General features: G+C 70.9%; 23 protein-coding genes. 12 read left to right on the top strand and 11 right to left on the bottom strand.

Features of this window, described 5'->3' with window-relative positions:
- Positions 1–46: 46 nt before the first annotated feature.
- The 3 genes from ACFTXQ_RS24110 to ACFTXQ_RS24100 are packed head-to-tail and all read left to right on the top strand — an operon-like array spanning position 47 to position 3,632.
- Entirely contained in the window at positions 47–571 is a 525-nt protein-coding gene (locus ACFTXQ_RS24110; RefSeq protein ID WP_382644031.1) for a PadR family transcriptional regulator, read from the top strand.
- A complete protein-coding gene (locus tag ACFTXQ_RS24105; protein WP_382644029.1) occupies positions 568–1,257 on the top strand; it encodes an ABC transporter ATP-binding protein in 690 nt (229 codons plus the stop codon). The genes ACFTXQ_RS24110 and ACFTXQ_RS24105 overlap by 4 nt, the downstream gene beginning before the upstream one ends.
- Positions 1,254–3,632, top strand: coding sequence for an FtsX-like permease family protein (locus tag ACFTXQ_RS24100; protein WP_382644027.1), 2,379 nt, complete (start codon positions 1,254–1,256; stop codon positions 3,630–3,632). Before ACFTXQ_RS24105 ends, ACFTXQ_RS24100 begins: the two co-directional genes overlap by 4 nt.
- Positions 3,633–3,773: 141 nt before the next feature.
- Here ACFTXQ_RS24100 and ACFTXQ_RS24095 read toward each other — a convergent pair whose 3' ends face one another.
- Positions 3,774–4,721 (bottom strand): hydrogen peroxide-inducible genes activator, encoded by a 948-nt coding sequence (locus ACFTXQ_RS24095; protein ID WP_382644025.1) that lies wholly within the window; start codon positions 4,719–4,721, stop codon positions 3,774–3,776.
- A 136-nt stretch (positions 4,722–4,857) separates the two neighbouring features.
- Between ACFTXQ_RS24095 and ACFTXQ_RS24090 the strand changes: the two genes are divergently transcribed.
- The 3 genes from ACFTXQ_RS24090 (at position 4,858) to ACFTXQ_RS24080 (ending at position 6,724) form a co-directional block, all read left to right on the top strand.
- Positions 4,858–5,412, top strand: a complete 555-nt coding sequence (locus tag ACFTXQ_RS24090) for a peroxiredoxin (protein ID WP_382644023.1) — start codon at positions 4,858–4,860, stop codon at positions 5,410–5,412.
- A gap of 3 nt (positions 5,413–5,415) precedes the next feature.
- The gene (locus ACFTXQ_RS24085) at positions 5,416–5,955 is read left to right on the top strand and encodes an alkyl hydroperoxide reductase (RefSeq protein ID WP_382644021.1); all 540 of its coding nucleotides are present in this window, start codon (positions 5,416–5,418) and stop codon (positions 5,953–5,955) included.
- 142 nt (positions 5,956–6,097) lie between these two features.
- Positions 6,098–6,724 (top strand): Uma2 family endonuclease, encoded by a 627-nt coding sequence (locus ACFTXQ_RS24080; protein ID WP_382644019.1) that lies wholly within the window; start codon positions 6,098–6,100, stop codon positions 6,722–6,724.
- Positions 6,725–6,731: 7 nt separating this feature from the next.
- Here the strand turns inward: ACFTXQ_RS24080 and ACFTXQ_RS24075 are convergent, their stop codons facing one another.
- The 5 genes from ACFTXQ_RS24075 to ACFTXQ_RS24055 all read right to left on the bottom strand — a co-directional run bounded on the left by ACFTXQ_RS24075 (position 6,732) and on the right by ACFTXQ_RS24055 (position 12,438).
- Positions 6,732–7,409, bottom strand: coding sequence for a hypothetical protein (locus ACFTXQ_RS24075; RefSeq protein ID WP_382644017.1), 678 nt, complete (start codon positions 7,407–7,409; stop codon positions 6,732–6,734).
- Positions 7,399–8,778 (bottom strand): AI-2E family transporter, encoded by a 1,380-nt coding sequence (locus ACFTXQ_RS24070; protein ID WP_382644015.1) that lies wholly within the window; start codon positions 8,776–8,778, stop codon positions 7,399–7,401. The genes ACFTXQ_RS24075 and ACFTXQ_RS24070 overlap by 11 nt, the downstream gene beginning before the upstream one ends.
- 134 nt (positions 8,779–8,912) lie before the next feature.
- A complete protein-coding gene (locus ACFTXQ_RS24065; RefSeq protein WP_382644013.1) occupies positions 8,913–9,620 on the bottom strand; it encodes a transglycosylase SLT domain-containing protein in 708 nt (235 codons plus the stop codon).
- Positions 9,621–10,033: 413 nt separating this feature from the next.
- The gene (locus tag ACFTXQ_RS24060) at positions 10,034–11,350 is read right to left on the bottom strand and encodes a PhoH family protein (protein ID WP_382644011.1); all 1,317 of its coding nucleotides are present in this window, start codon (positions 11,348–11,350) and stop codon (positions 10,034–10,036) included.
- Between the two features lie 326 nt (positions 11,351–11,676).
- Entirely contained in the window at positions 11,677–12,438 is a 762-nt protein-coding gene (locus ACFTXQ_RS24055; protein WP_382644009.1) for an isoprenyl transferase, read from the bottom strand.
- Positions 12,439–12,566: 128 nt separating this feature from the next.
- Here ACFTXQ_RS24055 and mgrA point away from each other — a divergent pair, with 128 nt between their 5' ends.
- Positions 12,567–13,613, top strand: coding sequence for an L-glyceraldehyde 3-phosphate reductase (mgrA, locus tag ACFTXQ_RS24050; RefSeq protein ID WP_382644007.1), 1,047 nt, complete (start codon positions 12,567–12,569; stop codon positions 13,611–13,613).
- Between the two features lie 131 nt (positions 13,614–13,744).
- Here mgrA and ACFTXQ_RS24045 read toward each other — a convergent pair whose 3' ends face one another.
- On the bottom strand, positions 13,745–14,458 hold the full coding sequence (locus ACFTXQ_RS24045; protein WP_382644005.1) for a prepilin peptidase: 714 nt from the start codon (positions 14,456–14,458) through the stop codon (positions 13,745–13,747).
- A 193-nt stretch (positions 14,459–14,651) separates the two neighbouring features.
- Here ACFTXQ_RS24045 and ACFTXQ_RS24040 point away from each other — a divergent pair, with 193 nt between their 5' ends.
- From ACFTXQ_RS24040 to ACFTXQ_RS24030, 3 genes are all read left to right on the top strand, one after another.
- Positions 14,652–15,020 (top strand): DUF192 domain-containing protein, encoded by a 369-nt coding sequence (locus tag ACFTXQ_RS24040; protein WP_382644003.1) that lies wholly within the window; start codon positions 14,652–14,654, stop codon positions 15,018–15,020.
- A gap of 59 nt (positions 15,021–15,079) precedes the next feature.
- The gene (locus ACFTXQ_RS24035; RefSeq protein ID WP_382644001.1) at positions 15,080–15,697 is read left to right on the top strand and encodes an SMI1/KNR4 family protein; all 618 of its coding nucleotides are present in this window, start codon (positions 15,080–15,082) and stop codon (positions 15,695–15,697) included.
- Positions 15,698–15,973: 276 nt separating this feature from the next.
- Positions 15,974–17,260 carry an extracellular solute-binding protein gene (locus ACFTXQ_RS24030; RefSeq protein WP_382643999.1) on the top strand — a complete coding sequence of 429 codons (1,287 nt, stop codon included), beginning with the start codon at positions 15,974–15,976 and terminating at the stop codon, positions 17,258–17,260.
- A 140-nt stretch (positions 17,261–17,400) separates the two neighbouring features.
- On the opposite strand, the gene ACFTXQ_RS24025 is transcribed toward ACFTXQ_RS24030, so the two are convergent.
- The 4 genes from ACFTXQ_RS24025 to ACFTXQ_RS24010 form a co-directional block, all read right to left on the bottom strand.
- On the bottom strand, positions 17,401–18,045 hold the full coding sequence (locus ACFTXQ_RS24025) for a hypothetical protein (RefSeq protein ID WP_382643997.1): 645 nt from the start codon (positions 18,043–18,045) through the stop codon (positions 17,401–17,403).
- A gap of 132 nt (positions 18,046–18,177) precedes the next feature.
- Positions 18,178–18,504, bottom strand: coding sequence for a nuclear transport factor 2 family protein (locus ACFTXQ_RS24020; protein WP_382643995.1), 327 nt, complete (start codon positions 18,502–18,504; stop codon positions 18,178–18,180).
- Positions 18,505–18,622: 118 nt separating this feature from the next.
- Positions 18,623–19,498 (bottom strand): polysaccharide deacetylase family protein, encoded by an 876-nt coding sequence (locus tag ACFTXQ_RS24015; protein ID WP_382643993.1) that lies wholly within the window; start codon positions 19,496–19,498, stop codon positions 18,623–18,625.
- Positions 19,499–19,740: 242 nt separating this feature from the next.
- A complete protein-coding gene (locus ACFTXQ_RS24010; RefSeq protein ID WP_382643991.1) occupies positions 19,741–21,342 on the bottom strand; it encodes an MDR family MFS transporter in 1,602 nt (533 codons plus the stop codon).
- Between the two features lie 122 nt (positions 21,343–21,464).
- On the opposite strand from ACFTXQ_RS24010, the gene ACFTXQ_RS24005 reads away from it, so the two are divergent.
- Complete coding sequence (locus ACFTXQ_RS24005; protein WP_382643989.1) at positions 21,465–22,046, top strand: TetR/AcrR family transcriptional regulator; 582 nt, start codon at positions 21,465–21,467, stop codon at positions 22,044–22,046.
- A 912-nt stretch (positions 22,047–22,958) separates the two neighbouring features.
- Positions 22,959–23,483: an RDD family protein gene (locus tag ACFTXQ_RS24000; RefSeq protein ID WP_382643987.1), complete on the top strand. Its 525-nt coding sequence runs from the start codon at positions 22,959–22,961 to the stop codon at positions 23,481–23,483.
- The last annotated feature ends 1 nt before the right edge of the window (position 23,484 follow it).

Genomic DNA, 23,484 nt, shown 5'->3' with positions numbered 1-23,484 from the left:
ACGCCGGCTATACACCGCGCGTATACATGCGGTGTATAGTCGCCCCATGTCCATAGGTCACACCCTCCTCGGCCTCCTGGAGGCCGGCCCCCGCCACGGATACGACCTCAAGCGCGCCTTCGACGAGAAGTTCGGACACGACCGGCCCCTGGCCTACGGGCAGGTGTACTCCACCATGTCCCGGCTCCTGAAGAACGGCCTCGTCGAGGTGGACGGCATCGAGAGCGGCGGCGGCCCCGACCGCAAGCGGTACGCCATCACCGACGCCGGCATCACCGACGTCGAGCACTGGCTCTCCCAGCCCGAGAAGCCCGAGCCGTACCTCCAGTCGACGCTCTACACCAAGATCGTGCTCGCCCTGCTCACCCACCGCAGCGCCGCCGGCCTCCTCGACACCCAGCGCGCCGAACACCTGCGCCTCATGCGCATCCTGACCCAGCGCAAGCGCAAGGGCGACCTCGCCGATCAGCTCGTCTGCGACCACGCCCTGTTCCACCTGGAGGCCGACCTGCGCTGGCTGGAGCTCGCCGCCGCCCGGCTGGACCGGCTCGCCGAGGAGGTGCGGCGATGACCGCCCCCGCCGGCTCCCTCCTCGCCGCCACCGATCTCCACAAGACGTACGGGAGCACCCGCGCCCTCGACGGCGCCGAGTTCTCCATCCACCCCGGCGAGGTCGTCGCCGTCATGGGCCCCTCCGGCTCGGGCAAGTCCACGCTGCTGCACTGCCTCGCCGGGATCGTCACCCCCGACTCCGGCTCCGTCCTCTACGCCGGCCGCGAGCTGTCCGCCATGGGTGACGCGGAGCGCAGCGCCCTGCGCCGCACCGAGTTCGGCTTCGTCTTCCAGTTCGGGCAGCTCGTACCGGAGTTGACCTGCGTGGAGAACGTGGCCCTTCCCCTGCGCCTGACCGGAGTCAGGCGCAGGGAGGCCGAAGCCACCGCCCTGGAGTGGATGGAGCGGCTCCAGGTGGAGGACCTGCGCGCCAAGCGCCCCGGCGAGATATCCGGCGGCCAGGGCCAGCGCGTGGCCGTCGCCCGCGCCCTCGTCACGCGCCCCCGGGTGGTCTTCGCCGACGAGCCCACCGGCGCCCTGGACTCCCTCAACGGGGAACTGGTGATGCAGCTGCTCACCGAGACCGCCCGCGCGGCCAGTTCGGCCCTCGTGCTCGTCACCCACGAGGCGCGCGTGGCCGCGTACTCCGACCGCGAGATCGTCGTGCGCGACGGCCGCTCCCGCGACATGGAGCGGGTCATATGAACCACCCGTACGGGCCGGGCCGGCCCGGCGAGCCGAGCGGGCTCAGGACCTGGGCCCGCGACCTCGCGATGGGCGCCCGTTTCGCCTTCGGCGGCGGCCGCGAGGGCTGGACCCGCACCCTGCTCACCGGAGTGGGCGTCGGCCTCGGCGTCGCGCTGCTGCTGATCACCGCCGCCCTGCCGAGCGCGCTCACCGCCCGCTACGAGCGCAGCGACGCCCGCTCCACGATCGCCTCCCCGCGGGCCGAACAGCCGGGCCCCGACACCCTGTTGATCTCGGGCGCCGACCAGACCTACCACGGCACCGACATCGAGGGCTCCTTCCTCCAGGCCGAGGGCCCCGACGCGCCCGTCCCACCGGGCCTGCGGAAGATCCCCGCCCCGGGCGAGATCGCCGTCTCCCCCGCTCTGCAGCAGCTGTTGGACTCCCCGGACGGCCGGCGCCTGCGCGAGCGCCTCGACCTGCCGGTCTCCGAGGTCATCGGCGACGCCGGCCTGATGGGCCCCGGCGAGCTCCTCTTCTACGCGGGCACGGACCGGCTGGCGAAGACCGGTCCCGAGGACTACCACGTCCGGCGGATCACCGCCTTCTCCTACGCCCCGGAGCGCGAGCGGCTCGACCCCGTGCTGATGCTCCTCGTGGTGCTCACCTTCGTCGCGCTGCTGCTGCCGGTCGGCATCTTCATCGCCGCCGCCATCCGGTTCGGCGGGGAGCGGCGCGACCTTCGGCTGGCCGCCCTGCGGCTGGTCGGCGCGGACACCCGGACGGTCCGCCGGATCGCCGCCGGCGAGGCCCTGGCCGGGTCCCTGGTCGGGCTGGTCCTGGGCGTCGGCTTCTTCGCCTTCGGCCGTGAACTCGCGGGCAGTTTCAGCCTCCGGCAGCGCAGCGTCTTCCCCGCCGACCTCGATCCGTCGCCGGGACTGGCCGCGCTCGTCGCGCTCGTCGTGCCCGCCGCGGCCGTCGCCGTGACCCTGTTCGCGATGCGCGGGGTGGTCGTCGAGCCGCTGGGCGTCGTACGCACCTCCGCGCCGCGGCGGCGCCGCATCTGGTGGCGGCTCCTGCTGCCACTGGCCGGACTGGGCCTGCTCGTCCCGCTGACGGGCCGCGGCAACGGGGGCGGGGACTTCAACCAGTGGCAGGTCAGCGCCGGTGTCGCCCTCCTCCTGGTGGGCATCACCGCGCTGCTGCCGTGGCTGCTGGAACGGCTCGTCGCCCGGATGTCCGGCGGGCCGGTGTCCTGGCAGCTGGCCGTCCGGCGCCTCCAGCTGAGCAGCGGTTCCGCCACCCGGCTGGTCAACGGCATCGCGGTCGCCGTCGCCGGGGCCATCGCCCTCCAGATGCTGTTCGCCACCGTCGAGAGCGAATACGTGGAGGCCACCGGCCAGGACCCGGCCCGGGCCGCGCTCTCGATCAGCCTGCCCCCGGGCAGCGCGGGCCGGGGCGCCGACGGCATCGCCGCGAAGGTCGCCGCCGTGCGGGGGGTCACCTCGACCGTGCCGCTGACCTCGCTCCACGGGCAGGCCGCGGACTCGGGCCAGGGCGTCCAGATCACCATCGGCTCGTGCACGGCGCTGCGCGAGGTCGCCGTGCTCGACTCCTGCGCCGAGGGCGACGCCTTCGTGCTCACCGGTACCACCTCCGACGGACCCGGGGTCTACGGAGCCACCGCCAAGCCGGGCGAGAAGCTGTCCGTGAGCCCCGCCCTGGGTGCCCCGAAGGACGCGAAGGCCTACGAATGGACCTTCCCGGCGGCGGCCCGTACGGTCGCGAGCCGCGAGGACCCGACCGGGCGGGTGCGGGACGGTGTGCTGGTGACTTCCTCACTCGCCCCCGAGGGCGCGGGCACCGCCGCGAACACCCAGGTGTTCGTCCAGGTCGACGATTCCGTGCCGGACGTGGTGGAGGAGGTCCGTACGGCGGCGTTCGAGGCGGATCCGTTCAGCCGGGCGCTCGCGCTGAAGGCCACCAAGGAGAACGCCGGCTTCTCGGCGATCCGCACCGGGCTGTACTTCGGTGCGACCGCCGTGCTGGTCCTGATCGGCACGAGCCTGCTGGTATCCCAGCTGGAGCAGTTGCGCGAGCGCAGGCGACTGCTGTCGGCGCTGGTCGCCTTCGGCACCAAGCGGTCCACGCTGAGCCTGTCGGTGCTGTGGCAGACGGCCCTGCCGGTGGCGCTGGCGCTGGCCTTGGCGGCGGCGGTGGGGGTGGGGCTGGGCACGGTCCTGATGCAGATGGCCGGGCACGCGATCCGGATCGACTGGTACCCGGTCGCCGCGATGACCGGCGCCGGCGCGGCCCTGGTCGCCGCGATGACCCTGCTCACCCTCCCACCCCTCCTCCGCCTGATGCGCCCCACCGGCCTCCGCACGGAGTAACCGGCCGCGGCCCCGCCCCCCCCCCCCCCCCCCCCCCGCGCCGGGGGGCGGCAGGTGGGCCCCACCAGGTGGGGGCGGCCGGCCCCCGCGGCGGGGCCCGGCGGGGGGCGCCCCCCCCCCCCCCCCCCCCCGGGCGGGTGGTCAGTCCGTGGGCCATACCGGGAGGGGGCGGACGGCCTCGCGGAGGGCGGCGGCGATGGCGCGGAACTCCTCCTGCCGCGCCGTCCCCGTCCGCATGGCCAGGGCGACCCGCCGCGACGGCACCGGCTCGGCGAAGTACCCCGTCGCCAGGTACTCGTTGCGCGCCGTCTCCAGCCGCAGCGCGCTCCTCGGCAGCAGCGTGACCCCCAGTCCCCCTGCGACCAGCTGTACGAGCGTGGACAGCCCGGCCGCGGTCGTCGTGACATCGGCGCCCGCCGTGCGCCCCGCCTCCCGGCAGATGTCCAGCGCCTGGTCCCGCAGGCAGTGCCCCTCGTCGAGCAACAGCAGCTGCAGCCCCCGCAGTTCGTCGCGCGGGATGTCCCGCCGCCCGGCCAGCGGATGCTCCCGCGGGGCGAGCAGGACGAAGTCCTCGTCGAAGAGCGGCAGTTCGGTGACCCCCGGCACCCCCAGCGGCACCGCGAGCAGCAGCAGGTCCAGGCGCCCGCCGGCCAGCCCCTCCAGCAGGGAGGCGGTCTGCTCCTCGTGCACCTGGAGGTCCATCCGCGGGTAGCGCCGGTGGAACAGCCCCAGCACGGTCGGCAGCAGGTACGGCGCCACCGTGGGGATCACCCCGAGCCGCAGGGCCCCGGTGAACGGGGCCCGCACGGCCTCGGCCTCCTCCAGCAGCCCGCCCACGGCGTCGAGCACCACCCGCGCCCGCGCCGCGATCCGCTCGCCCGCCGGGGACAGCAGCACCTTGCGGGTGGTGCGCTCCAGCAGCTGCACCCCCAGGGCCTCCTCCAGCGCGGAGACGGCCCCGGAGAGCGCGGGCTGGCTCATCCCGATGGCCGCCGCGGCGTCCCGGAAGTGCAGGTGCTCGGCCACCGCCGCGAAGGCACGCAGCTGGGCCAGCGTGGGTTGCTTCGCTCCCCTGTTACCGACAGCCACTGATAGGTACCTCCGATCACCTGCCACAAGAGTAGCTATTTCTGTAATCAATGCAGGTGTGTCAGCATGTGAGATCCGTCCAACCCCCTCGGAAAGCCCCCAAAAGGGTCACTTTCCCTTTCCGCAAGGAGAGCTTGTGCTCACTGTCGGCGACACGTTCCCCACCTACGACCTGACCGCCTGCGTCTCGCTCGAAGCGGGCAGCGAGTTCGCGCAGATCGACCACAAGACCTACGAGGGCAAGTGGCGCGTGGTGTTCTTCTGGCCGGCCGACTTCACCTTCGTCTGCCCGACCGAGATCGCCGCCTTCGGCAAGCTGAACGAGGAGTTCGCCGACCGCGACGCGCAGATCCTCGGTGTCTCCGGCGACTCCGAGTACGTCCACCACGCCTGGCGCAAGGACCACGCCGACCTGCGTGACCTGCCCTTCCCGATGCTGGCCGACTCCAAGCACGAGCTCATGCGCGACTGCGGCATCCAGGGCGCCGACGGCTTCGCCCAGCGCGCCGTCTTCATCGTGGACCCGAACAACGAGATCCAGTTCTCGATGGTGACCGCCGGTTCCGTGGGCCGTAACCCGAAGGAGGTCCTGCGGGTCCTCGACGCCCTGCAGACCGACGAGCTGTGCCCCTGCAACTGGAACAAGGGCGAGAGCACCCTCGACGCCGGCGCCCTGCTGGCCGGTGAGTGACGGATGTCCCTCGACTCCCTCAAGTCCGCCATACCGGACTTCGCCAAGGACCTGAAGCTGAACCTCGGTTCGGTCATCGGCAACCAGGACACCCTCACCCGGCAGCAGCTGTGGGGCACCGTCCTGTCCTGCGCGATCGCCGCCCGTTCCCCGCGCGTCCTGCGTGAGCTGGAGCCGGAGGCGAAGGCGGGGCTGTCCCCGGAGGCGTACACCGCGGCCAAGTCCGCCGCGGCCGTCATGGGGATGAACAACGTCTTCTACCGCACCCGCCACCTGCTCTCCGACCCTGAGTACGCGAGCCTGCGCGCGGGCCTGCGGATGAACGTCATCGGCAACCCGGGCGTGGAGAAGATCGACTTCGAGCTGTGGTCGCTCGCGGTCTCCGCGATCAACGGCTGCGGCCAGTGCCTGGACTCGCACGAGCAGGTCCTGCGCAAGGCCGGCGTGGACCGCGAGACGGTCCAGGAGGCCTTCAAGATCGCCTCGGTGATCCAGGCCGTCGCGGTCACCCTCGACGCCGAAGCCGCCCTCGCGGCGGAGTAACCCCTCGTACGCCCCTGAAGGGGCCCCCGCGACTCCTGTCGCGGGGGCCCCTTCACTCGTTCGGCTGGACGTCGTCGCACCGGACGGGAGGGCCGGGATCGCCCTACGATGATGGTCTCGACACCAGCAACCAGGAGGCGCCATGTCTGCCGCAGCAGTCGAGCACCCCTTTGCCGACGAACCATCCGGGGACCTGCTCAGAACGGCCAAGCGGATCACGGAGCTGTTCCCCGGTTATCGCGTCGAGATCATCGGAGGAGTAATCAGCGTGGCCCCACCCCCCGACTTCCGTCACGCACGCATCCTCACGAAACTGATGCGCCCGTTCTACGAGGCAGATCTGTCCGGCAGCGATACGGAGATCGCCCAGGGCGTCGGAGTCTGGCTTCCTGGCGGGCCGGAAGACTACGCCGTCCCCGACTTTGTCCTGGTCGACGCGGACATCGAGGACCACTACATCAGCGAGAATTGCTACGATCCCGCATGTTTCCGTCTGGTCCTGGAAGTCACCAGCAGCAACTTCAACAACGACCTCCGGACCAAGGTCCGCGCTTACGCGGAGGCGGCCATCCCCGTCTACGTCGTCGTAGACCGCAAGAACAACCGGCTGCACGTCCTGACCGACCCCGTAGACGGCGAGTACGCGAACCACACCCTCTACGCGCCAGGCCAGCAGGTCACCCTGCCCGACTCCATCGGCGCCAAGGTCACCCTCGATGCCGGCGAGCTGCTGAAAGCGGGCGGCTGCCCTACCGACGTGGCCGGCTGAGCTCAGGTCATTTCTTCAGGGCGGCCAGCAGCGCCCGCATGTCCTCGATCACCGCCGCCGCGACCGCGTCCTCGTCGGCCTTGGCCTGCCCGTCCTCACCGTGCCACTGCACGGTGAGCGTGAGGACCGCACCGCCGTCGAGCACCTGGAGCCGGGACGCCGACATGTAGCCGTGGAGCAGCGCCCGGTCCCCCATCCCGGGGACCTCGTGCACCTCGTCGACCTCCGGGCCGATGAACGGATCGAGGCCGAGTCCGGCCCCGAACTCCGGCCCGGGATCGGTCTTCTTGTGCAGCTCGACCTCCACCCGGCCGTAGAAGGCGAGCCGGCTGCCGTCCCACTCCCCGCTGAAGTCGCAGGTCGCCCAGTCCAGGGCGGGACCTTCCTCGTGCCGGGCCAGCCGCTCCTCCAGGGGCCCCGCCACCGCGGTGAGCGCCTTCAGCGGCGTGCTCTTGCACAGCTCCTCGACGTGCCGGTACGAGATCCTCGGCGCGGCGGTGAATCGATCCTGCGCGGCCGGCGCCAGCGCTCCGGCCCACACCGCCGATGCCGCGAGGGCCCCGCCCAGCGCCCACAGCCAGGGACGCCGGGCCGGTGACCGCCCCGGGGGCCCTTCCCCCGGCTCGGCCACCTCGGCCGGCCGCTCCGACTCCCACCCGCCGTCCAGCTCCGGCTCAGTGATCACCGGTGCCCGCCTCCCGCACGGCGGCGGAGCCGACCGCGGTCGCCCCGTGCGGTGCGGGTCCCACCGATCCGGCCCCGTGGTGGAGTTGCTCGCGCGAGTACGCCCTCAGGTAGGCCACCACCGTGTTCGTGACGGCGACCAGCGGCACGGCGACCACGGCTCCGCCGATGCCCGCGATCATGCCGCCCGCGGCCACCGAGAGGACCACCGCCAGCGGGTGCACCCGTACCGCCCGGCCCAGGATGAAGGGCTGGAGCACGTGCCCCTCGATCTGCTGCACCGCCAGCACCACGAGCAGCACCATCAGGGCGCTGAACACGCCCTGGGTCACGAGCGCGACGACCACCGCGAGGGCCCCGGAGACCACGGCGCCGACGAGCGGGATGAAGGCGAACAGGAAGATGAAGACGGCGAGCGGCACGGCCATCGGCACGTCGAGGAAGTAGATGCCGAGGCCGATGAAGATGGCGTCGATGAGCGCGACCAGCACGGTGCCCCGTACGTACGCGGTCAGCGTGCGCCAGGCGCGCGGCCCGGCCCCCGCCACACCGGGGCGGGCGGCGGCCGGGACGAGGCCGAGCGTCCACGTCCAGATGCGCTTGCCGTCGTAGAGCAGGAAGAGCGTCGAGAACATCGCGAGCAGGATGCCCGTCAGCACCTCGACGAGGACGGTCACGCCCTGGAGGCCGGCGGAGGTGATCTGCTCGGTGTTGGTGCCGATGGTCTCGCTGAGGTTCTTCGCGATGTCGTTGATCTGCTTCTCGGTCACGTGGAACGGACTGTCCAGTGCCCAGAGTTTGAGCTCGTTGATGCCGTCGCGGACACGGTCGGAGAGGTCGTCGAGGTTCTCCATGACCTGCCAGACCACGAACCAGCCGACGAGTCCGATGATGACGAAGCCGAGGACCGCCGTGACGGCGGTGGCGAGCCCGCGCGGCAGGCCCAGCCGCCTCAGCCGGACCACGAAGGGCTGGAGCAGCGCGGTCACGAGCAGCGCGGCGGCGAAGGCGAGGACGACCAGGCGGACTTCGCTGATCACCTTCATCAGCACCCAGAGCATCCCGGCGAGGAGCAGCAGCCGCCAGCTGACCTCGGCGGCGACGCGCATGCCCCAGGGGACCACGCTGACCGGGTCCGGCCGCTCGGGGACGAGCGGGACGCCGGCCGGCGGCGCCGCGGCCCCCGCCGCGCCCGGACCGGGGACAGCGCCCGGGACCGCGCCCGGCGCGGACTCGGCGGAATGCGGGAGTCCGCGGGGCAGGTCGCCCCTCGCCTCGGCCTCGACCTCGGCGCGCCGCTCGTCGAGCCGCGCCTCCATCCGGTTCAGCCTGCTCCCGAGCCGGCCGAGCCAGCCTGCCCTCTTCGCCATGTCGTTCCCTTCCCCCCGCCCCGTGGTCACACCTCGAAAGACCGTACACGCGAGGAGCCCCGCACCGTAGGACGGTGCGGGGCTCTCGGGGGTTGAGCGGGCCGCGGCGAGGTTCGCGGCGCGGCCGGGTGCGGCTAGTACCAGCCGTTGGCCTGGTGGAAGCTCCAGGCGCTGCACGGGCTGCCGTAGCGCTCGTTCATGTAGTTCAGGCCCCACTTGATCTGCGTGGCGGGGTTGGTGCGCCAGTCGGCACCGGCCGAGGCCATCTTCGAGCCCGGGAGCGCCTGGACGAGACCGTAGGCACCCGAGGAGGAGTTGACGGCCTTGTAGTTCCAGGTGGATTCCTGGTTGATGATGTTGGAGAAGCACTGGAACTGGCCGGCCGGGACCATCTGCTGGGCGATGGCCTTGACCTGGGCGACCGTGTAGGAGCCCTGGACCTCGAAGTCGCCGGCGTCGCGGGTCGCGGAGCGGCTGGCGGCCTGCTCCTTCTCCTCGCGTTCCTTCTTCTCCTTGGCGTCGGCTTCCGCCTTCGCCTTCTCCGCTTCCGCCTTCTTCGCCTTGGCGTCCTCGGCGGCCTGGAGGCGGGCGGACTCCTCCGCCGAGCGCTTGGCGTCGGCGTCGGCGGCGTGGACGATGGCGTCGGCCTGCTGCGTCAGGGACGCGCTCTGGACCTGCGCCTGGTCGCCCAGCGGGATGTCAGTGAGGAGAGTCGCGCCGGACGCGGCCGTCTCGAGGTCGTTCGAGGAGGGGTCGCCGGTGGCAACGCCCACGACTGCGCCGACGGTGGTGACCGCCGTGGCCGAAGCCACCGCGAACCCCCGGACCGAGATCCGGCTCACATGATGTCCTTCCAGCAGCGTCCGCAGTGACCGCGCGGGCGCAAAAGTGCCCCTCGACACTGGCCTCCGTGCTTCTGCGGTCACTGGAGGCGCGGGCCCGTGGGCAACTCCCTTGCGGGGGCTGCCGCGTGAAACTCCGGGCGGCATACGGCAATCGACTGTGGAGTTGTGGTGCTGCTGTACCTCACGGGAGATACACGTGTTCCGTATGCGGGGCCTGACGGAAACCAGACTCTGCCGGAACGCGACGCCGCAAGGCAATTCTCCGTTGCGTGGGAAAGGTCACACCTGGCATGTCGCCGTCGATTTCGCCAAAGGCCTGTGCAGCACGACGCCGCCCGGCTAGGCTCTCGGGCCTTTGCCGGGCGGCGCCAACTCACCATCCCGCTATGGGCGTTTTGCCCCCTGTGTCATTACAGGGATTCGAGCATCTCGGTGACCAGTGCGGCGATCGGGGAGCGCTCGGACCGGGTCAGCGTGACGTGGGCGAAGAGGGGGTGTCCCTTCAACTTCTCGACCACGGCGACGACTCCGTCGTAGCGGCCGACCCGCAGGTTGTCCCGCTGGGCGACATCGTGGGTCAGAACGACCCGCGAATTGGCGCCAATCCGGGACAGAACGGTCAGCAGGACGTTCCGTTCCAGCGACTGCGCCTCGTCCACGATCACGAAGGCGTCGTGCAGCGAGCGCCCGCGGATGTGCGTCAGCGGCAGGACCTCCAGCATCCCGCGGTTCAGCACCTCCTCGATGACCTCGCGCCCGGCCACCGCCGAGAGGGTGTCGAAGACCGCCTGCGCCCAGGGGCTCATCTTCTCGGAGGCGTCCCCGGGCAGGTAGCCGAGGTCCTGGCCGCCCACCGCGTACAGCGGCCGGAAGACCATCACCTTCTGATGCTGCCTCCGCTCCAGGACCGCCTCCAGCCCCGCGCACAGCGCCAGGGCCGACTTTCCGGTACCGGCCCGGCCGCCCATCGAGATGATCCCGATCTCGGGGTCGAGGAGGAGGTCCAGCGCGATCCGCTGTTCGGCGCTGCGGCCGTGCAGCCCGAAGGCCTCGCGGTCGCCCCGTACGAGCTTCACGTTGCCGTCCGCCGTGACCCGGCCCAGCGCCTTGCCGCGCTCGGACTGGAGGACCAAGCCGGTGTGCACGGGCAGTTCGGCGGCCTCCGGCACGTAGAGCCGCTCCTCCGAGTAGAGGAGGTCCACCTGCTCCCCGGAGAGTCCGAGCTCGCCCATGCCGGTCCAGCCGGCATCGGTGATGGCGAGCTCCGCGCGGTACTCCTCGGCGAGCAGCCCCACGGAGGAGGCCTTGATGCGCAGCGGGAGATCCTTCGAGACCACCGTGACGTCGTAGCCCTCGGCCTGCAGATTGCGGGCGACCGCGAGGATGCGCGAGTCGTTGTCCCCCAGCCTGAAGCCGGCGGGCAGCACGCCCGGGTCGGAGTGGTTGAGCTCGACGCGCAGGGTGCCGCCCAGATCGCCCAGCGGGATGGGGGCGTCGAGGCGTCCGTACCGGACCCGGAAGTCGTCGAGCAGGCGCAGGGCCTGGCGCGCGAAGTAGCCGAGTTCGGGATGGTGCCTCTTGGCCTCCAGCTCGGTGATCACGACGATCGGGAGCACGACCTCGTGCTCGTCGAAGCGGCGGATCGCGTTGGGGTCTGCCAGCAGGACGCTGGTGTCGAGGACGTAGGTCCGCCTGTCGGGCAGGCGGCGCTTTGTGCTGGTCACCACGGAAGGACGTACCCCCTCGGAAGAGGTCGGGCCATGAAGACCGGACCGGTCATCGGCACCCATGCCAGGGCCGATTTCCGGCCCTCCCACTTCGTCCGTGCGAACCGCACGTGCGTCCTGGTGCAAAGGGCCTCCCGGGCGGACGACCCCATGCCGTCCGCTGAGACTCGACACCCGTGGATCGGGCATCGACCTGAAAGGGATATTCCCCGATCAGGCCAGGCCATGCCTTGGCATATGACGGACGCTCGGTGAATCCCTGGTGAAGGCTTCGAGGGGAGGGGCGGGCCGGGTCCGAGGGGGCATCAGACGCCCCCGGAGACCACTCAGGTGCCGTACCGCCGGTGGCGGGCGGCGTAGTCGCGCAGCGCCCGCAGGAAGTCGACCTTGCGGAAGGCCGGCCAGAAGACCTCGCAGAAGTAGTACTCGGAGTGGGCGCTCTGCCACAGCATGAATCCGGACAGCCGCTGCTCGCCGCTGGTGCGGATCACGAGGTCCGGGTCGGGCTGGCCGCGGGTGTAGAGGTGCTCCGCGATGTGGTCGATGTCGAGGATCTCGGCGAGCTCCTCGAAGGAGGTGCCCTTCTGCGCATGCTCCAGCAGCAGCGAGCGGACCGCGTCGGCGATCTCCTGGCGGCCTCCGTAGCCGACGGCGACGTTGACGAGTATCCCGTCGACGTCGTGCGTGGCCTGCTCGGCCTCCTTCAGCACGGTCTGGGTCCGGGCGGGGAGGATGTCGAGGTTGCCGACGTGGTGGACGCGCCAGCGGCCGTCCGCGGCCAGGCCCCGGACGGTGTTCTCGATGATGTTGAGCAGCGGGCGGAGCTCGACCTCGGGCCGGTCCAGGTTGTCGGTGGAGAGCATCCACAGGGTGACGACCTCGACGTCCGTCTCGGTGCACCAGCCGAGCATCTCGGAGATCTTGTCGGCCCCTGCCTGGTGGCCCTGCTCCGTCGTGCCTCCGGACGCCTTCGCCCAGCGCCTGTTCCCGTCCAGGATGACGCCGATGTGCTTGGGCGACGCGTCATGGTCGAGGCGGCCTTCCACCCGGCGTGCGTAGAGCCTGTACACCAGGTCGCGCAGCTTCACGATCTTCCAGCCCCTCCGTGCATTGCCCCCGTGCGAAATGCGGTCCTCCCCCGAGGCCGCCACATTACTGCGCGGCGGGATCGGGTACCCAACTCGGTCTGTCACAACTCCGTGATAGGGAGGACATCGTGACTGATACCAATCCCTATCGGGCAGAGCCCTCGCGATACGACTCCATGGAGTACCGGCGCACCGGCCACAGCGGCCTCAAGCTCCCGGCCATCTCCCTCGGCCTCTGGCACAACTTCGGTGACGACAGGTCCCTGGGGTCCCAGCGGGCGATCCTGCGCCGGGCCTTCGACCTGGGCATCACCCACTTCGACCTGGCGAACAACTACGGTCCGCCGCCCGGCTCGGCCGAGCTCAACTTCGGCAAGATCCTTTCGCAGGACTTCGCGGCCTACCGCGACGAGCTGATCATCTCCTCCAAGGCCGGCTACCTGATGCACCCCGGCCCCTACGGCGAGTGGGGCAGCCGCAAGTACCTCATGAGCTCGCTCGACGCCTCGCTGAAGCGGATGGGCGTGGACTACGTCGACATCTTCTACTCGCACCGCTTCGACCCGGAGACCCCGCTGGAGGAGACCATGGGCGCCCTCGCGTCCGCGGTCCAGCAGGGCAAGGCGCTCTACGTCGGCGTCTCCTCCTACACGGCGGAGCAGACGGCGGAGGCGGTGCGGCTGCTGCGCGGGATGGGCGTGCGCCCCCTGATCCACCAGCCCTCGTACTCGATGATCAACCGCTGGACGGAGGAGGACGGCCTGCTGGACACCCTGGAGGAGTCCGGCATGGGCTGCATCTCCTTCGCGCCGCTCGCGCAGGGGCTGCTGACCGGCAAGTACCTCCAGGGCATCCCGGAGGACTCCCGGGCCGCCGCGGGCAAGTCCCTGAACCCCGCGCTCCTCTCGGAGGACGTGGTCCGCCGCCTCTCCGGCCTGAACGAGATCGCGGCCCGGCGCGGCCAGTCGCTGGCCCAGCTCGCGCTGACCTGGGTGCTGCGGGACGACCGGATGACCTCCGCGCTGATCGGCGCGTCGAGCGTGCGGCAGCTGGAGGAGAACGTGGCCGCGCTGGCCGGGGCCCCGCTGTCGGAGGAGGAGCTGAAGGAGATCGACTCCTTCGCGGTGTCCACCCCCGGCACCAACATCTGGGCCCAGCGGAGCCGGCAGGGCTGACCTGCGGGAACGCGGGCGGGGTGGTGGAAACGAAAAACGGGCCGGTCCGTGGGGGGGATACGGACCGGCCCGAGGGGGGGGTTCCACCATAACCCTTCGTAAAGCGTGCTGCGTGCACCGGCGCGCCACGATTACGCTCCGAAGCCGCCCAGGAGCACTCCGGTGAGTGCGCCGGCGGCCATGAAGGGGCCGAAGGCGAAGGCGTCCTTCCGGGCCGCGGACCCGCGCACCACAAGGGAAAGCCCGTAGAGCGAGCCGTAGAGGAAGCCGAGGAAGGCGCCGAGCGCCCATACCCCCCACCCGTACCACCCAAGAGCGACCCCCAGGGAGAGCGCCAGCTTGACGTCGCCGAGCCCGAGCCCGGCGGGGTTGAGGAGGTGCAGGAGCAGGTACGAGGCTCCGAGCGCTCCCCCGCCGAGCAGGGCCAGCCGCCAGGACCCGGCGGCCCCGGGCGCGAGGGCGGCGACGCCGAGGGCGGCGGCGGCCGCGGCGGCGAGGGGGAGGGTGAGCGGGTCGGGCAGCCGGTGCACGGCGCGGTCGACGAGCGCGAGCAGCACGAGGACGGGCGCGAGCCCGACGAACACCACCCCCTCGGGCCGCCCCCCGACGGCGGCGGCGAGGGCGGCGCACACGGTGCCGGTGAGGGCCGCGGCCGAACCTCCGTACCGGTGCGGAGCCTCCCGGCAGCGGGCGGGGCCCAGCCACCCGGCGAGCCGGTGCCCTGCGGGGCAGTACTCGCGCCAGGGCTCCTCCGGCTGAACGGAGAGGCGGTACCGCGCGCGCGGGATCAACCACCCCGCCACGGCCCCGTACCCGGCGGCAAGAACGATCAGGACGACACCCACCCGCCGAAGGTACCGCCGGCGCGGCCAAAGACCTGGGGCTCCGCCCCAGACCCCGCTCCTCAAACGCCGGAGGGGCTGAAATTGCCCTGCGGGCAATCCAGCCGCGCCAAATCCAGCCCCGCCGGCGTTTGAGGCGCGGGGTCCGGGGCGGAACCACGGCAGCGGCGCCGCGCCGCGCTCTAAGGTGGCGCGCATGGCGAAGTGGCGGGACGGCGAAGGCACGCTCCTGGTCGGCGCGCAGCGCATGGCGCTGGAGGTGGCCGCCTCCTACCGGGCGCGGACGCGCGGTCTCCTCGGCCGGGCCGGGATCGACGGCGCCATGCTGCTCACCCCGGCGGCGAGCGTGCACACCTTCCGGATGCGGTTCGCGATCGATGTCGCCTACCTCGACCGGAACCTCCGCGTCCTGGACGTGGTCACCATGCCGCCCAACCGCCTCGGCCGCCCCCGCGCCCGCTCCCGGCACGTCCTGGAGGCCGAGGCCGGAGCCATGGCCGCGTGGGGCCTGCACCCCGGGGTCACCGTGAACGTGGACGTACCGGGGCGTCTCACGCCCGGCTAGGTGGCTCCCCTCCCCGGCGGTAGGTTGGGGCGGTTGAGCTGGGGTGTCAGGGGAGCGGCATGACGGAGAACGCGCACATCAAGGCGCTGGAGCAGATCATGCCGGCGACGCACGGCGCCGACGAGGACATCGACTGGCAGGCGGCGGAGGCCGCCTGGGGGACCCGCTTCCCGGCCGACTTCATCGCCTTCATGGGCCGCTTCGGCGCCGGCTCCATCAACGGCGAGGCCAGCATCCTGCTCCCGCTCCCCAAGCCCGGCCTCCAGTGGGACCCCGCCGAGATGACGGAGGAGACGGACAACGCCCGCCAGGTCTGGGAGGCGGAGGGCGGCCGCTCCGCCTTCGACGTGGACCCGGAGGCCATCATCGCCTGGGGGGTCACCGGCGGCTCCGACATCCTGTGCTGGCTCACCTCCGACCCCGACCCGGACCGCTGGCCCGTCCTGGTGTGCGGCCGGCACACGGCCGACTCCTTCGCCGTGTACCCGTACGGCATGGCCGAATTCCTCTACCGGCTCTGCTCCGACGAGTTCGACGTGAGCCCCGTCAGCATCACCTTCTGGGACGGCGGCCACCTCAGCTTCGTGCACTGGCGCAAGGCCCAGCGCCGCTGGCAGGAGGGCCGTAACCCCGAGACGGGCGAGCCCGACCCCTACGCGGGCGAATTCTCCGACTGACGGGCCGGTTTCAAGACGCGCCACCCCGAAGAACCCGTTTCCCGGCCGGAAACGGGCGTTTCGGCATGTCTACGCGCGTCCGAATTCTCGATCTCATATCGGAAAACACAAAGGGGAATTGCCCGTCTTGGAGCATGACCCACAACTGCGGCCCCAATGGAACCAAGCGCCCGTCGCCAGGAGAGAATTCCGGCCAACGGGCCACGGAGGGACACCCCCGCCCGGAGTAACTCATAAGTAATAACGGGATCCAAAGAAAATCAGGGGAATCCACCCGTGCGACGAAGAATCTTCGGCACGTCCGCCACCACGGCCGTGCTCGGACTACTGATACCTCTGGCCGGTTGTGGTGGCTCCGGCGACGGCTCCGGTGGCGAGGGCACGCTGCACCTCGTGGCCGCCGAATACGGCGACAGCCCGGCCACCAGCTCAAAGGCTTTCTGGGACAAGGTGACCCGTGATTTCACCGCCGCCAACCCCGGCATCAAGGTCGAGGTCAAGCTCCTGCCGTGGGCCGACATCGACCGCGAGGTCTCCCGCATGGTCAAGGCCGGCAAGGCGCCGGACATCGCCCTCATGGGCTCCTACTCCGACTTCGCGGCGCAGGGCAAGCTCTATTCCGCGGAGGAACTGCTCTCCATCAGCGCCGAGGCGAACTTCCTCGCGCCGCTCGCGGAGGCCGGTTCCGTCGGCAACACCCTCTACGGTCTGCCCTGGGTGGCGAGCAGCCGTCTGCTCTTCTACAACAAGGCGCTGTTCGACAAGGCCGGCATCAAGGACGCGCCCAAGACCTGGCCCGACCTCAAGTCCGACGCCCAGGCGCTCAAGGCGAAGGGCGTGGCCTACCCGTACGCGCTGCCCCTGGGCCCGGAGGAGGCGCACGCCGAGGCGATGATCTGGGAGCTGAGCAACGGCGGCGGCTACGCGGACAGCAGCGGCAACTACAGCCTGGCCTCCGAGCAGAACGTCCTGACCTGGAAGTGGGTCAAGGACAACATGGTCGCCCAGGGTCTGGTCGGGCCCACCCCGCCGTCCCAGCTGAACCGCGCCGACGCCTTCGCCGCGTTCCTGCGGGGCGAGGTCGGCATGGTCAACGGCTACCCCTCGCTGCTGCACGAGGCGCGCGCCAAGGGCATCGACGTCCGCGCCATCTCGATGCCGGTCTCGGAGAACCTCGGCCCCGGGGAGAATCCGCCGGCGGTGGGCGTGGCCGACTGGATGATGGCCTTCAAGCAGAACGGCAAGCGCACCGAAATCGGCAAGTTCATGGACTTCGTCTACCAGGACAAGAACCTGTCGGACTTCGCCGGCCGCTACCACCTGCTGCCGTCCACCGTCTCCGCCTCGCGCACCCCGGCGGGCGGCGGCCTGGACAAGAACGACGAGCAGTTCCTGACCGCGCTGCGCGGCGCCCAGCTCTACCCGGTCAACGACCCGGCCTGGGTGACCGTCAGCGACACGATCAAGCGCAACATCGGACGCGCCGTGGAACCGGGCGGCGACCCGAAGGCCGTCCTCGAGGACATCGCCGCCAAGGCCAACGAGGCGTCCAAGAAGCACTGAAAGTCCCCCGTGACACGGGACCTTCGCCCCCTGCCGCAGTCCACCCCGTGCGGCACAATGGCCACTACGGCTCTTGATCCAAGGCCGTCGGCCCAGTCGCCCGCCGAGCACTCACAAGGTGCGCGGGGCGGCAGGCCTCCTCAACTCCCCCGGTGCTGGCGGGCCTTTCCGTGGTCCGAGGCGAACGCCGTGCGGTACTGCTCGCAGCTGGAGTCCCAGCCCAGGGTGCCGGTGAGCGTCCCGTAGCCGGAGCGGGTGACCGACCACTCCACCGTGTACTTTCCGGTGTCACACGCGATGCGCTTGCCGCCCTCGACCGTCTCACGGCCCGTCGCCGCCTTGCCGGTGAGCTCCCGGCGCACCTCCCCCGCCTTCGCGCCCTTCGCGGTGCGCAGTACGGCGTGTACGACGATCGGGTGCTCGCCCTCCTTGACCGTCAGGGACTTCTTCACCACCGTCGAATCCGACACCGCCCAGGCGAACTCGTACGAGGGCTCCCACGCCAGCGTGCGGGGGTCGGGCGCCTGCCGCTCGTAGTCCGGCGCGGCCGAGGGGCCGGGGCGGGTGACCGTCTTGTACTGGACTCCGGGGTGGAAGCGGAACTGCCCCTCCACCTTGTGCATCTCGTCCTTGGTCCACAGGGACTTCATGGCCTTCTCGCCGCCGGCCGGGTCCTGGAGGTACGGCGACGTCCCCTCCGCGGCGCCGGCCGGCTGGACGAGGGCGGGAGCGAGCGTGGCCGCCGCGGCGGCCAGGGCGAATACGGCGATTCGGGTGGGTTTCATACCCGGCCCAACGGGGCCCCGCGGCGGGCCGGAACGACACCGGGTGCGCTTTCACCCGTACGGGAGGAGCAGCGGTCCGGACTATCGGATGTTCAACCGCCCGGTGGCCGGGCGCGGTCCGGGCGGTCCGGCTCAGGCCTGGCCTGTCTCGAAGCGGCTGATCCGGCCGGCCGGGGTGACGGTGAAGCGCCAGGCGGTGCGCATCTCGCCCCACGTGTCGTTGCGGTAGTTGACGACGAGGGCGTGGCCGCCGTCGGATTCGGACTGGACCTCCATGTGGCCGCCGGAGTCGAAGATCTCCCGGTCGATCCAGTCGGCCAGGTCGCGGTCCGAACCGTCGTCGGACATGGTCGCGTCGGGGGTCAGGACCGCGAGGAAGGCGTCCTTGTCGTGTGCGTTGACGGCGGCGACGAAGGAGCCGACGGCGGGGTCGGAGAGTTTGGCGGGGCTGATGGTCACGGGGGCCTCCTGGCCGGGCGGGCGGGCTTGCGTGCGTGCGTGGACCGCTGCCCGACCAGGGAACACCGCGCGGCGGGCCGGTTCGTCGACCCTCACCCGTTCGCCGCCCGGCGGCGTGTCAGGAGGAGGGCGCGGTGCGGACGGGGAAGCCGGTGGGGCGGCCCTGCTCCTTCAGCCAGGCCAGCACCTGGTCGAGGGCTTCGACGCTCTGGGTGCGGTTGCCGCCGCCGTCGTGGAACAGGATCGTCGGGCCGTTGCCGATCTCGTTCTTCACCGCGCCCACGATCGCGGCGACCCCCGGCTTGTCGAAGTCCTTGGTGTCGACGTTCCAGCCCAGGGGGCGCATGCCGTTCGCGGCGGCGATCCGCCTGCTGTCGGGGGTGAACGCGCCGCCCGGGGCGCGGTAGTACTCGACCTTCGCGCCGCCGCCCGCGGCTTCCTCGATCAGACGCTTGGCGTCGAGGATCTGCTGCTCCTGGTAGGCGACGGGCTTCTTGTCCATGGAGGTGTTGTGGTCCATGGTGTGGTCGCAGAGGCGGTGGCCAGCCGCGACGACCTTCTTGACGAGGTCGGGGTGGGCCTTGGCCTGGGGGCCGATCATGCAGAAGGTCGCCTTCACGTCGTGCTTCGCGAGGACGTCGAGCACCTTCGGGGTCCAGCGGGGATCGGGGCCGTCGTCGATGGTGATGTTGACGGCGCTGCCGCCGCTCTCGGAGTCGTGGGCTATGCCCTCGGGTATCCGGCCCGGCTGCCCCTGCTGCCCTGACTGCCCCGGCCGGCCCTGCTGTTCCGGGGGCCGGTCGTCGCTGCCGTCCGGGTTGGCGTTCGCGTCCCGCTGCCGTGACACGTTCCGGTGGGGGGCGCCGTGGCCGTTGTCGACGAGGGTCGTCACTCCCCACACGGTCGCCGCCACCGCTGCGGCCGATGCCGCGACGGCTATCCGGGCGCCGATGCGCTGCTTCTTCGTACGCGCCTTGTTCGTCTGCGTGTTCATGCGGGCGTCCACTCCCCATCCGCCTTGTGAGCGTTCTGCGGATCAAGACGTGCGTCACCATCGGGGGGTTCCAGCCAATTGCCCCGTAAATTCCGTGTAATGGGACCTTGGTCCTTGATCGTCCCGAATTCCTGCCCAGGTGGAACCATGCCGAAACGGTTCACCTCCGGGCACGACGAAGCCCGGCTCCGGGGGATGCGTTCATCCTCCGGAGCCGGGCTCGGTGCGCGTGTGCGGTCGGGTCAGTGCGCGAGGGACTCCTGCGGAGCCGGCGCGGCGGCCTGCCCGTCGTCCGCGCCGTCCTTGCCGGCGGCCGGGGCCGGGCCCGCGCCCCGGAGCGGGACCTCCTTGACGAACAGGGCCGCCAGGAAGCCCAGTACGGCGACGCCCGCACCGAGCAGGAACGCGGAGTGCGTACCGGCGGCGACCGCGTGCTGGTAGGCGTCGCGGACGGCCTCGGGCAGCTTGGCCAGGCTCGCCGCGTCCAGCTGGGCCGAGCCGGCGGCGTTCGCGGCCTGCGGGCCCAGGCGGTCGGACATGGTGTGCGTGACCTGGCTGGTGAAGAGGGAGCCCATCAGGGCCACGCCGAAGGAGCCGCCGAGCGTACGGAAGAGGGTCGCCGAGGAGGACGCGACGCCCATGTCCTTCATGTCGACGCTGTTCTGCGCGACCAGCATGGTGATCTGCATGAGGAAGCCGAGACCGGCGCCGAGGACGGCCATGTACACGCCGGAGACGAGGCGCGAGGTGCCGGTGTCCATCGTCGCGAGCAGGAAGAGCCCGACGACCATGAGCGCGCCGCCGACGATCGGGAAGATCTTGTACTTGCCGCTGCTGGTGGTGATGCGGCCCGCGACCAGCGAGACGGCCATCATCGAGAGCAGCATGGGCAGGAGCAGCAGGCCGGAGTTGGTGGCGGAGGCGCCCTGGACCGACTGCTGGAACAGCGGGAGGTAGAGCACGCCGCCGAACATCGCGAAGCCGACGAGGAAGCCGATGACCGACATGAGGGTGAAGTTGCGGCTGCGGAAGATGTGCAGCGGCATGACCGGCTCGGCGGCCCTGGTCTCGGCGAAGAGGAACGCTGCGATGGAGACGACGCCGACGATGATCAGGCCGATGATCTCGCCCGAACCCCAGGCGTACTCGGTGCCGCCCCAGGTGGTGACGAGGACGGTGGAGGTGATGGCGACGGTCAGCAGGGCGCAGCCGAGGTAGTCGATCTTCGGCCGGTGCCCGTCCGCCTTCTTGGGCAGGTGCAGGACGGCGGTGACCATGGCGAGGGCGACCGCGCCGAGCGGCAGGTTGATGTAGAAGGACCAGCGCCAGCCCATGTGGTCGGTGATGGTGCCGCCGACCAGCGGGCCGCCGATCATGGCGAGGGCCATCACGCCGGCCATCATGCCCTGGTACTTGCCGCGTTCGCGGGGCGGGATGAGGTCGCCGATGATCGCCATGACGCCGACCATCAGACCGCCGGCGCCGAGGCCCTGGATCGCGCGGAAGCCGATCAGCTGGCCCATGTCCTGGGCCATGCCGCTGAGCGCGGAGCCGATCAGGAAGATGACGATCGAGGTGAGGAAGGAGCCCTTCCGCCCGTACATGTCGCCGATCTTGCCCCAGATGGGGGTGGAGGCCGCGGTGGCCAGCGTGTAGGCGGTGACCACCCAGGAGAGGTGCTCCAGGCCGCCGAGCTCGCCGACGATGGTCGGCATCGCCGTGCCGATGATCATGTTGTCGAGCATGGCCAGCAGCATCGCGATCATGAGTGCCATCAGCACCACGCGCACGCTGCGCGGCTTCACCTCCTTCGAGGTGTCCACCGTCTTGACTGTCTCGCCCATGTCCACTCCCCTGGGTACTTCTTCGTACACCGGCACTTACTTGCCGCCCGGCTAGTTGCCTACAATGGGGACGGTAGACCCGTAACTAGCCGGGCGTCAAGTAAGTAATTTTGGGGAGAGCCATGTCCAGCAGCAGTCCGCAGCAGCGCCGCGGCAACACGCGGCAGCGGATCCAGGACGTCGCACTGGAGCTCTTCGCAGAGCAGGGGTACGAGAAGACGTCGCTGCGCGAGATCGCGGAGCGGCTGGAGGTCACGAAGGCGGCGCTGTACTACCACTTCAAGACCAAGGAAGACATCATCATCAGCCTCTTCGAGGACCTGACGCGGCCCATCGACGAGCTGATCGAGTGGGCCGAGAAGCAGCCGCGCACCCTGGAGACCAAGCGGGAGGTGCTGCGGCGCTACAGCGAGGCGATGGCGGCGGGCGCCTCGCTGTACCGGTTCATGCAGGAGAACCAGGCGACGATGCGGGAGCTGACCATCGGCGAGACCGTGAAGAAGCGGCTCTTCCGGCTGGTGGAGCTGCTGCGCACGGAGGAGGGCCCGCTGGCGGATCAAGTGCGCTGCGTCAGCGCCCTGTTCACGCTGCACGCGGGGATGATGTTCCTCCAGCACGTGGAGGGCGACCCGGAGGAGACCCGCCTGGCGGCCCTGGAGGTCGCCACGGACCTCATCACGCAGGCCCACCACCAGGAACCCTGACCGCCGGGCGGCCCCACCGGTCCGCCGTCACCGCCTGAACTTAGCCTGGCCCTTGGAACGTCTGGACGACCAATTTCAAGGGGGTCTGGTGTCTTTCGACAGAGAGTGGGCCGAGCTGAGGTCGGCGCCGCCTTCGATGGCAACGACCGGGCGGCCGGACTGGCAGGTGACCAGTGAAGCGGCAGCGCACGGCGGCCGTCTCCGTCCTCCTGGCCGGCACGCTCATGGCGTGCTCCGCACCTGCTCAGTACGCGGTCCCCGACGACATCTGCGGGGTGACCGTCGACGGCTCCGCAGTGGCGCCGCTCCTGCCGCCGGGAGAGAAGCTGGACCAGACGACGGCCAATTCCAATACCGAGAAATCACGGTGTCGCGTACGCGTGGACGAGCGTGGCGTCCTGTCCCTGGAGGGCTACCTCACTTCCGTGGACGAGAACCCCATCGAGACCAAGGCATGGGAGCTGGTACACCCGGCGAAGATCCAAGTGGGCGAGGACGCCCGCGTCAGTGACGCGATGGCCATCGCGGTGGCCACCTGCACCTACCGGGCTGAGCGCCGCAAGTTCCGCTCCGGACCTGCCAAAGCGCCGGGAAGCCCTCACTCGGTTCATGGAGGCGTACTTCCCAGCCGCCATGAAGGCGGCGGGGTGCACCACGTGAGCCGCCGCCGTGCCACTACAGCGCGTGCACGTGTGGAGGTCTGGGTGCAGAAGGCTCCGACCGACGTGGACGAACGACGCGAGGACCTCGCCCGCTTCATCGCCGCCTACCTCCCGGCCACCCGGGCCGGCACGGAACCCGGGATCCGCCCCGACCCGACGCGCGCGGGCCCTGCATACTGCTCGGGCGGAATATCGGATTCCGCTCTGGCGCCCCGCAACGCCCGTTGCCCGATCGGAGACAAGAACGACGATGCTCGGACCCCTGTCCGCCTCCGGCAACGACCTCGGCGCCTTCCCTCCCGTGGGCCGGCCCGCGCAGGGCGCCCTCCCCGGCTCCCCGGCGAGCATCGTGCGCCGCAGCGCCGCCACCGCCATCGACCTGGCCATCGCCGTCCTCGTGATCCTCGCTCCGCTCATCGCGCTCGACCGGATCCTCGGAGCCCTGGCCGTCCCCGACGCTGACGCCCGCACCGTCTGGCGCACCTCGGCCGCGGTCTGGCTGGCGGCGTTCCTCCTCCTCTACTCCCCCCTCGCGGTCTCCCGCTGGGGAGCGACCCCGGGCAAGCGGGCGCTGGGCCTGGAAGTGGTGACCCTCAAGGACGGCGGCCGCCTCGGCTACGGCGCGGCCCTCATCCGCCACGCCGCCAACCTGGTCGTGACCGGCACCCCCGTGCTCTGCGTGGCCAACGCCTCGTCGATCGTCTTCAGCCCGACCGGCAGCGGCCTCCACGACAAGACCGTCGGCAGCAAGGTGATCCACCGCCGCACCCGCTGAC

Source organism: Streptomyces sp. NPDC057010, from assembly GCF_042673805.1.
Classification (GTDB): domain Bacteria; phylum Actinomycetota; class Actinomycetes; order Streptomycetales; family Streptomycetaceae; genus Streptomyces.
The sequence above is the reverse complement of the archived record's forward strand: the minus strand, read 5'-3'. Positions and strand labels throughout refer to the sequence as shown.